Annotated in this window: 4 protein-coding genes; all 4 read left to right on the top strand. The window is 42.1% G+C overall.

Annotated elements, in window-relative coordinates:
- Nucleotides 1-159 precede the first annotated feature (159 nt).
- The 4 genes from WG906_RS17275 to WG906_RS17260 all read left to right on the top strand — a co-directional run bounded on the left by WG906_RS17275 (nucleotide 160) and on the right by WG906_RS17260 (nucleotide 11262).
- Nucleotides 160-4308 (top strand): hybrid sensor histidine kinase/response regulator transcription factor, encoded by a 4149-nt coding sequence (locus WG906_RS17275; RefSeq protein ID WP_339994091.1) that lies wholly within the window; start codon nucleotides 160-162, stop codon nucleotides 4306-4308.
- Nucleotides 4309-4876: 568 nt separating this feature from the next.
- A complete protein-coding gene (locus WG906_RS17270; protein WP_339994090.1) occupies nucleotides 4877-6424 on the top strand; it encodes a fasciclin domain-containing protein in 1548 nt (515 codons plus the stop codon).
- Nucleotides 6425-6485: 61 nt separating this feature from the next.
- Nucleotides 6486-9740, top strand: a complete 3255-nt coding sequence (locus WG906_RS17265; protein WP_339994089.1) for a SusC/RagA family TonB-linked outer membrane protein — start codon at nucleotides 6486-6488, stop codon at nucleotides 9738-9740.
- 40 nt (nucleotides 9741-9780) lie between these two features.
- A complete protein-coding gene (locus WG906_RS17260; protein ID WP_339994088.1) occupies nucleotides 9781-11262 on the top strand; it encodes a RagB/SusD family nutrient uptake outer membrane protein in 1482 nt (493 codons plus the stop codon).
- Nucleotides 11263-11288: the final 26 nt, after the last annotated feature.

Genomic DNA, 11288 nt, shown 5'->3' with positions numbered 1-11288 from the left:
TCCTGTTTCTTTTTTTATTTTTGTTAAAACCAATTTGCACCTACGTTTCTAGTAACTTTAACTATTGTTGTCGTGGGAAAAAGACCCATCATAGAATTTAGGTTACCGATACCTAAGGCACGTTTAAAATAGACGAATCGGTGAATTAACGAACTTAGCATGCCAAACAGATTAATTTTAAAACTAACTATTCTTTTGTTTTTTTGGTTTTTTTCTACACCCCAGTCTGGAATCGCGCAAGAGCAAAAGATCAATTTTACATCACTCTCAACAAAAGACGGGCTCTCATCCAATTTAGTAACCGCTATCCTCAAAGATCGCTACGGATTGATGTGGTTTGCCACCGAAGATGGCTTAAATAAATACAATGGAACCAATTTTACGGTTTACCGGCACAGTTCTGCAGATACGAATAGTTTGCAATCCAATAATATCACGGCTATTCATGAGGACCCGACTGGCAATCTTTGGGTTGGAACCAACGGCGGATCACTAAGCTTGTACGATAGGCAAAAGGATTGCTTTATAAATTTGAGGTCCCATCTGGGTGTTGCAGGTAGCTACAATATAATATGGGATATACAAAGCGACTACCTGGGAAGGATTTGGTTATCAAGTAGTTCTGGCTTGAGTGTGTGGGATGCAAGAACTAAAAAAATTTCGAGCTTTAAAACGGAACCTTTTCGTAGCACAGCTCTGCAAAGTAAGAGCGGAGTTCGTTTGTTTGAGGACAGCAAGCGCAGGATGTGGATAGGAACTGCCGGCGGTTTGTTTTTGCATAATCGAGAAACGAACTCTTTTTTGCGATATCGGTACTCATCATCTAAAGATGGAGCAAGTCTGGCGGCTGATCATGTCAGAAGTATAGCTGAAGATAAAAATGGCACAATTTGGATCGGCACATCGGGTGGCTTGAGTAAGCTGAGGCCTGATGGAAAAGGTTTCATAAGCTACAGGCATATTGAAGGCGATTTGAAAACATTAAGCAGTAATGATATCTATTCTATTGCTCCGGACCCAAATGGGAAATTGTGGCTCGGTACAGAGGAGGGTTTGGATATTTTTAACCCGCATTCAGGAAAAATTGCAAAATATAGGCCAGATAGCCGGGATATATATAGCATAACAAATAAATCAGTACGATGCGTCTATATAGACCGAGAGGGGATTTGCTGGCTCGGCAGCTTCAAGGGAGGAATAAATAAGTACGACAAAAATCTCAATCTCTTTAATCTGAAGCAAAGTAACCCTTTTGATGCGAAAGGATTAAGCGCTTCTATTGTTACGTCTTTTGCTGAGGCCGAAAATGGAGATGTTTTTGTTGGAACTGACGGAGGAGGGCTTAATTTATTCGATCGCCGCACAGAATTGTTCAAACATTTAAGTCTTAAATCTAAAAATAAGACTGCATCAGGAAAGCTGGCCATTCTTGCCCTTGAGAGGAGTAGAGACAACCGGCTATGGATTGGAACCTATTCGGACGGCCTTTTTGTTTTTGATCCACGAACGGGAAGTTCTGAGCAGTTTTTAAAGGGAAGTATGCCTGGCACCTTAAGTGACAATAACATCTTTTCTATAAAAGAAGATTCAAAAGGGAATATATGGATAGGTACAAACGGAGCAGGAGTAAATGTTTATCACCCAAAGAATAAAACCTTCAGCATTTACAGCAAGAGTTCTAATTTGAATGGAGCTATTCGCCTGCCGTCCAACGGATATATCAGAGCGATAGAGGAAGATAAGGCGGGTAATATGTGGATTGGTTCTCATGGAACCGGTATCGCTGTTATAAACCCTGAAACAAACTTAACGCAAGTTTATGACAGGGCAAATAGCAAACTTCCGAGCAATCATGTGAATGCCTTGTTGTGCGACAGGTATCAGAATATGTGGGTAGGAACCCTTGGCGGTGGCTTGAGTTTGTTCGATAAGAAAACAAAGCAATTTAAGACTCTTTCCGAAAAAGATGGGCTGGCCAATGATGTGGTGCACAAAATATTGGAAGATAAGCAGGGAAAGCTGTGGCTTAGTACAAACAGTGGCATAAGCAGCTTCGACCTTAAAACAAAGAGGTTCACGAACTATAGCCCTTATAATGGGATTCAAAATAGTAACTTTTACCCCGGGGCCGGGTTGAGGACTTCCCGGGGAGAGTTGTTTTTTGGGGGTGTGGATGGATTCAATTATTTCTATCCCAGAAACATAAGGCCTCAGCTAAATGCGCCCCCCGTTTTAATTACGGAATTAAAGGTGGAGAATACCCTGGTTACTCCAGGAGAAGGATCTCCTATTGATAAGCATATATCCGTGGCCAAAGATATTAATCTCGACTATAAGCAAAATTTCTCCCTTAATTTCGTCGCTCTCAGTTTCACAGTGCCTCAGCAATACAGGTACTCCTACAAATTGGAAGGGTTCGATGAAGACTGGAATGATGTCGGAGTTTCCAAAACCGCTTCTTACACTAATCTCGACCCGGGAGAGTATGTATTTAAAGTGAGAGCCAGAGATGTTAATGGGCTCTACCTGGGAAACCCCACAACAATCAGCGTTCATGTAAAGCCACCATTTTGGCTAACTGCTTATGCTTATATATTTTATGTCCTGGCATTTATAGGAACAATGTTTTATATAAGATATCGGGGTATTCAGAAGTTGAAGAGAAAGTTCAGATTTGAGCAGGAGCGGAAAGAAGCAGAGCGCCTGCGTGAACTTGATGTGCTCAAAATCAAGTTTTTGACCAATTTGAGTCATGAGTTTCGGACACCTATTTCATTGATAATGGGGCCTGTCGAAAAGATGCTTTCCGAGCCGAAAGATGAACGCACCAAGGGTCAGCTATCGATGGTAAAAAGAAACGCCAGGAGACTCCTGAACCTGGTTAACCAACTTCTGGACTTCAGAAAAATGGAGGAGCAGGAACTTAAGCTGCAGCTGTCGGCGGGTGAATTGGTGTCTTTCCTGAAAGATGTTTTTGATTCCTTTAGAGATCTTGTCGATCGGAAAAATATCCGCCTGATATTTAAAAGCCATTTAGAGACCTTCAATACTTCATTTGATCACGATAAGATAGAGCGCATACTCTTTAATTTATTATCTAATGCTTTCAAATTTACCCACTCAGGTGGCACGATTACACTGGAGGTGGATAAAGAGGAGAGTACAGGTGTCTCCGCAGATTCCTGGATCAGGATAACAGTAACTGATACAGGGATCGGTATTCCTGCGGATAAAAAAGAGAAAGTGTTTGATCGTTTTTTTCAGCATGACACAGCCGCCTCAATTTTGAACCAGGGTAGTGGCATCGGCTTATCAATTACGAAAGAGTTTGTGAAAATGCATGGAGGATCCATTAACGTGGAAAGCATACCTGAAGAGGGAAGTAGTTTTATCATTCGCCTTCCTCTTGCTCTTGATGAGGTAGCTATAAAGGATTCAGGCATCCTGCCACAGACTGACAATGAATATACCCCCGGAGCAACTGAAGACCAATGGGTTGCTGATGTTGTATCGGACGAATTGGAAAGACCATCTGTTTTGCTCGTAGAGGATAATGATGATTTTAGATTTTACCTGAAAGATAATTTAAAAGAATTTTATAAAGTATATGAAGCGCCAAACGGCAAAGAGGGATGGCAGAGGGCACTCGCAAATCATCCCCAGATTATTGTCAGTGATATAAATATGCCCCTGATGGACGGAATTGAGCTGTGCCAGAAAATAAAAGGGGACAAGCGAACAAGTCATATTCCGATTATACTGCTAACAGCCTTAACCGCCGAGGAAGAGCAGATAAAAGGACTGGAAACAGGAGCAAATGATTATGTGACCAAGCCATTTAATTTTGAAATTCTAAACGCTAAGATTAAAAACTTGCTCGTTCTAAACCAGACCTTAAAAAATACGTACACCAAGCAGATTAAAGTTCAGACTCCAGAGCTTGTTATAGAATCTTACAGCGACAGATTGCTGAAGAAAGTAGTGTTATACATTGAGGAAAACCTGAAAGATCCAAGATTGTCCGTTGAAGACCTCAGCAAGCATGTAGGAATGAGCAGAGGGACTTTATATCATAAAATACTAGAATTAACAGGTTTGTCGCCGGTGGAATTCATTCGTTCTGTAAAGCTGGATAAAGCAGCAGTCCTTCTTGAAAAAAGTGATATGAACATAGCACAGATTGCTTATATGGTAGGTTTTCCAACACCCAATTATTTTGCAAAGTCATTTAAATCTAAATTCGATATGCTGCCTTCAGAATTTATAAGTTTAAAGAGAAAGGTGCCGAATAAAGCAAAGTCAAATTAACGAATTCTCACTGATTTTATCGCGACAGACAGACAAGCGGTGTGACTGGTTTTATCGGTACCTGAGAGATGTTAGTCAAATTATCCTCCTTCTTCACCCAAAGCTTTAAAGCTATTCTCAAAAATGACGTTGTGAAGTTGTTTTCTGCATTTAAATGCTTTATTATCAAGCATTTGCGTGAAAGACACATTCGTTGCATCGATTTGAACAAAACTTCTGGAAGCCAATTCCTTTAGGGTTTACATTTGAGGATATAGACCAGACCAATAAACCAGAGATGATGAGGATGCTATATCATGGGTAATAAAAAACCAAATATATAACAGCCTGATTTTGTATTCGATCTGATGCGTGGTGAGAGCAAGGTGCTTGAAATGTTGTCATTCCTTTATTGGTCGTAATCCGGATGAAACCTGGAGAAACCGAATTTTTTCTACGAAAGGGATGAGTGCAGATAATAGAATAAATGACAGGATTTAGCTGCTCAATTATTTAGTTGCTTCAATAGTAATTGTCCGATGTAGATACCAATATAACCTAGAATAAAATTATAATAATTTAAAATAAGATGTTGAGATATTTAAAACGACGATTCTTCTCCAGCCCCTTATGGGCCGTGGTGTTATTCTCATCTGTTCTATTGTACGGATGTAAAGACGGGTTTGATGATTATTGGGACAACGGAAAGCCGAAAGGCGGTTATCTTTATAACAAGCTCAAAGACAATCCCGAATTTAGTATTTTCGTCGAAGGCTTAGAGCGTACTCAAATTGACCAGTTCGTGAATAAGGGAGGCTTATATACAGTTTTCGCGCCGACGAACGAGGCCTTTCAAAATTTCTTCACTACAAGGGGATATACTTCAATTTCCGATGTTCCACCCGATGAATTGTTCGAAATTCTTAGCTTTCATATTGTTAATAACATGTGGTATTACTATGATCTGAAGGCTCGGTACAATAGTGATGCAAAGAGCGAGCTATACCTCACCCGAAACAAAAAGTTTGTTAAAATTGACGTTCTTACTGAGAATACGTTAAAGATAAATGATGTAGCTGTTATAAACACGTTGAGAGATATAGATGCCGACAACGGGGTTATTCATGGTATCGGTCAGGTTTTAGTCCCCCTTCCTAATCTGGAACAAGTGCTTCAAAAGGATCCGGAATTTGTAAACAGCACATTCTATCAATTGATGCAGCTAACTGCTGACAGCGCATACGACAGCAGAAATAGTTTCGACAGAAATCGTGACGGGCGAATAGACTCAGTTTTCTTTAAGACCTATCCTTTCCTGTCGGAGGTAAATACTTCACTTGAGTATCGCGCAAATAATGCAGTGAGTAATCAGGGAGGTGATCCAGTTTATACAACAGTATTAATCCCCTCTAACGCTGTGTTAAATCCCTTCCTTGCTCCGGCACTGGCCAGGGTTGGAAACGATATAACATTATTATCCCCGTCATATGCCGAGGCAGTACTCGAATCTTATTTTCTATCTGAAAGAAAAATCTCAGCCGCCGAACTGACAGCAAGGCCAGTTGTACTCAGGACCGTCAATAGTGAAATTCTTCCGGCCCTGCCCGACTCGAGATTTATAAGAAAGAATGTTGAAGCGAGTAACGGAATTGTTCACCTGATTAATATAATCTTTCCGGAATCAGACAGATTAAAAAGCGCCGTTGGAAAGGCAATGACAGACCCTGATCTCTCGATGTTCATGGCTGCATTGCAACGGGCTGGTGTAATGGGCCAGTGGGCACTCACCTCAAAAGACGGTACCTTCTTTGCGCCGACTAATGCCGCATTTGAAGCAGCAGGACTGGATGTAGAAAAACGCGTCTTAAACGGAGCCCAACTCACCGCGACTCAGTTTAATACTATTGTAAGACATCATCTAATCAATTCGAACCTGAATCAGGCTGCTTTAACAGGTACAAGAGACAGTGATCTAGGCAATACCCAACAACTGGTTTTTGCCACCAGTAATGGTGCAACCACGGTAAGAAGTCAGGGAGGCGTTGTAGCCACGGTTCAAATTCCGGCGCTAATAGTAGGACCTGCTTCGAAGGGGTATGTATATAAGGTTGATAAGGTTTTGTTGCCTTTTCAATAGGGTTGATTGAGTTTATCATATAATACCGGGCCGCATATGGCACATTTTAAATAAAAAGAATATGTTGAAGAAACAATTACAAATTGCAAAGAGCTATTGTATTTTGCTGGCCCTGTTCTGTTTTTGTCAGACTGCGATGGGGCAATCTGCACTAATAAAAGGGAAGGTCACCGAAAGGCCCGCCAATTTGCCGCTTTCTGGTGCTACCGTCGTGGAAGTAAACGAAAATAATCGTCAGGTAAGTGGCACCGTTACCGACGAAAGTGGAAATTATTCATTACGAGTATCGAATATCAAGAACAAACTTCGATTCTCTTACATCACGTTCAACTCCCTGGAGGAGAATATTGGGAGCAGGACCGTTATCAATATATCTCTAAGTTCAGCTTCTGAAGAATTGGCAGCAGTAGCAGTAGTAGGTAAGAGAGAAGAAAAGGTGCAAACAGGCTTCGGGACCACTAGTCCAAGAGATATTATCGGTGCGGTATCAACGGTGAAAGCCGAAGTGCTGGCTGAGCAACCCGCTACCTCTATCGACCAGATGTTGCAGGGAAGAGCCTCAGGAGTTCAGATTACTTCTAACTCGGGCGATCCGGGAGCCGGAGTGGATATCCGCATTCGTGGTGCCGGTTCGGTGGCCGCAGGAAATGATCCCCTATATGTAATAGACGGAGTGCCGATCATTTCTACTCCCTTTGATAATACGAATGATGGAGCGAATGTGGCCAGGATTAATCCGATTGCCGATATCAATCCGATGGATATAGAAAGTATTGATGTTTTGAAGGATGCCAATGCCGCTGCCATCTATGGTGCGAGAGCTGCCGGGGGAGTAATTATGGTTACCACCAAGCGTGGGCGCAAAGGCTTTACGAACATTGCATTCAATACACAGTTCGGCCTTCAGCAGGGCCCTCCTTCTATTCCTGTGCTTGATGGTTCTGCTTATAAAGTAATGCGTTTGGAAGCCGAGCAAAACTTCGGTAATATTAATCCCGGCGGTGCAACATTATTGCCCCTGGTTGATGATCCCAGCTATCCCATGTATCAGTATTACCAGGCTAATACCGACTGGATGTCACTTCTGAAACAAACGGGATTTAATCAGGTGTACAACCTTGCGGTTAACGGAGGAGGCGAAAGCCTGCGCTATAGCTTCAGTACATCCTATACAGATGTAACCGGAAGTATGATTAATACCGGCAACCAGAGATTTACGGGGCGTTTTAATCTTGATTATAATGTGTCCGACAGGTTACGTTTTGGTTCCAATACTTCATTCGCGAGGAGTAAAGTGAATAACTATACCAATTACAACTTCCAAAATATTTATGAAGTTGCGCTGATCCGTTCTTCGGCTATGCCCGCTTATGACGTAGATGTTAATGGAAATTCTCTCTCTACTTTTTTCTCCCTGCCAGGGGTAAGCGGAACTGACAATCCTCTGGCCAACGCCCTGACTGTTAGTAACGATGCATACAGCACAAATTTAAAACCCAATATTTATGGCGAGTATGATCTTTCAAAAGCATTGAAATTCAGGAGCAATGCATCGATCGATTTTCTCGGAGAAAGCGGAATGCTGTTCCTGCCTCCCGAAGCTACAGGCGAAATATGGAACAATTCAAATTTTAACAGGGTAGACGCACGCGAGAATGAGCGGGTGCAAATGATTGTAGATAATTACCTGACTTATCACAAACTTTTTAAAGAGAAGCTTAAGACTCAAATTATTTTAGGCAGCACCTTTAATACATTTAATTCTGATCGGCTGCTTATAAGCGGATCGGGATCAGCTTCAGGTCAGGTGCGTACAATCGGCTCTACCGCAAATTATCGCCAAACGGTTAGTGATCGTGCCAAAGAAACTATTGTATCTCTTTTTGCAAAGTCGGATTTTGTATACAACGACAAATACGGGTTTAACTTCACGGTACGACGTGACGGCTCTTCTAAGTTCGGCAACGACTACAGATATGCTGTTTTTCCATCTGTTGGTGCTTACTGGAGGGTTTCAGGTGAGCAATTCCTTGAAAAGCTGAAGTTCATCGATGATTTAAAATTAAGAGCATCATGGGGACAGTTAGGTAATTCAAATATTGCTAATTACGCCTATATCAGTCAGTTTACTTCCGGAAGTAATTATGGAGGTGAGAACGGAGTAAATCAAAATAATCCTCAGTTACTGAACCTTCGCTGGGAAACCAGTGAAACTACCAACCTGGGGCTTAATATGGAGTTATTTAAGAAGCGGCTTCTGATCACGGCGGAATGGTATAATAAGGATACGAAAGACCTTCTGTATCCGCTCACTGTTCCGGGTTCGGCCGGCCTGGCCGGGAACTGGATATCTAATTTCGGGAATGCCAATTCTTACTTAACCAATCTGGGGACCATCAGAAACCGGGGTATGGAGTTCGATCTAAGCTTTGATGCCATCCGGGCTAAAAAGCCAGGTAACTTCACCTGGAATATGACCTTTAATATCGGGCATAATAAGAATGAGGTGACATCGCTGCCCGGTGGGACTTTAAATCTTACAGATAATTACGCACGTTTCTCCTCGCAGGTTAAGGAAGGAGATCCACTTGGTACATATTATGGTTTGGTTTTTAAAGGTGTCTATGCTTACGATTCTGATGCGACTGTCAAAGATGCCGGTGGAAATATTGTTTATGAGCTTGACGGAATTACGCCCCGCATTATGAAAGTTGATAGCGAAACAGGCCTTTCGTTCAAAGGAGGAGATGCTGTTTATGAAGACTTCAATCACGACGGAATTATAAATGGACAAGACCGGGTATTAATTGGAAATGCCAATCCGGATTTTTTTGGAGGGTTGAACAATTCATTCAGTTACAAAAATTTCGGCATGAGGTTTTTTATTCAGTTTCAATATGGTAACGATATCATCAACGGAATGCGTTACAATCTTGAAAGCATGATTAATACTAATAACCAGGCAGTGACTACCCTGCAGCGCTGGCGCAAACAGGGCGATGTGACCGGTATGCCAAGAGCTCTTCGGGAAGATGGCAGGAACACATATGGTTCTTCCCGCTGGATAGAAGATGGTTCTTACGCGCGGCTGAAGTTTGTTACATTAAGCTACAGAGTTCCCACAGAGTTATTGAAGAAGTTCAAAGTAAAAGGCCTTGATACATTTATTACCGGGAATAACCTTTTTACATGGACAAAATACACTGGTGCAGATCCGGAAATAAGAGTCGGCAGTAACCCTGCCTTTATAGGAATCGACCGCGGACTCACTCCTCAGACAATGGGAGCAACCCTTGGCTTAAATCTAAGGTTTTAAGATTGAGCGAATGTATAATGTTCCTTTAACGAAAAAAAGAATGAATATCATAAAAAATAACAAATGGATAACCGCTCTTGTACTTTGCGGTATAGCCAGCTTTTTCGGCGGTTGTGAAAAATTTCTGGACCAGAAGCCAGGTAACTCATTAACGAGAGAGGACTTCTTTAAAACTGAAGCGGATGCAAACGCGGCTATCATAGGTGTATATGACGCGCTTCAGCTTAATGTTGACGAATTTTTAAATTGGGGAGAAAGCCGTGCAGATTTAGTGACTGCGGTTACACCAACTGGAACGGATGCTACCGCCATTACTAATGCTCTTAATCTAACTGATCTCTACGATCATCTGTTCGATATCACTAAGCCCGTTCTTACATGGGACCACGTTTATCTGATGATTGCCCGGGCGAACACAGTGATTGAGGCGGTGCCGGAAATTCCCTCTTTAGATCAGCGTTTTACCCAGCAGGAAAGTGATGCGATAGTAGGTGAAGCCCTTTTTCTTAGAGCACTTGGTTACTTTTATTTAGTTAAAACGTTCGATGAAGTGCCATTGATGTTAGAGGCGCCCGCTAATGATGAAGTAGACTACCGGCTGCCAAAATCAAGCGCATCAACAATTCTTGATCAGATAGAAGCTGATTTAATACTGGCGGAAAAAATGACTAACGCAGACTATACCTCGAACGATAAAATCAGAGGGAGGGTGACGAAAGGAGCTGTTAATGCCTTGCAAACCGACGTGTTTTTATGGCGTGCCAAATATGCTGAGGCTGCAGCCGCAGCTAAAAAGGTAATTGATAATAATGCTCTGTATTCCCTTATGACTGCCGAGAACTGGTTTAACATGTTTGGCCAGAAAAACAGCAGAGAAAGCATTTTTGAAGTTCAGTTCGATTTCAGGCTGAATGAAAATAATAGTTTGAAAGGTGTTGCCGGAAGCTTTGAACTCAATAATACGCTATACACTATTTTTACCCAGGAGAATGATCTTGTTAGGGGGATCAAAAACACATTTGTAGACAGGGGTAACGGAAGATCTTTCTGGAAATACCATGGGCTTAATAACCAGGATATCGGCAGGCCAACCAACGATCCTAACTTTATCGTGTACCGTCTTGCCGATGTTATATTAATGCGGGCTGAGGCGCTGGCACATTTGGGTGTAGCCGAAAGAAACGAGGCTTTAGTATTAATCAATCAGATACGTGTGCGTGCTGGTCTGGATCCTTTCGATGATGTCATTGATCCTGATACAGGTTTCCTTGTTGATGTTATCCTCAACGAGCGGGCTATGGAACTAGCCATGGAAGGTAAACGGTGGTTTGATTTGCTTAGGGTAGCCAAAAACGATGGCCGTCCGGAGGTATTAATTAATAAGGTTCTCCTGAGCCGTCCTGTTGGTGACCGTAAGTCAATTCGTGCGCGCATCATCGACCCAAGGGGATGGTATTTGCCTATTTCTCAAAATGAGCTGAACAAGAACCCCAACCTGGTGCAGACCTCTTACTATAGATAACCTTCGTAAATAATATGGCATTGAGT

The sequence above is a fragment of the Pedobacter superstes genome (assembly GCF_037622515.1).
Lineage (GTDB): Bacteria > Bacteroidota > Bacteroidia > Sphingobacteriales > Sphingobacteriaceae > Paradesertivirga > Paradesertivirga superstes.
Note: the sequence above shows the minus strand (reverse complement) of the source record. Positions and strands in the feature narration are given on the sequence as shown.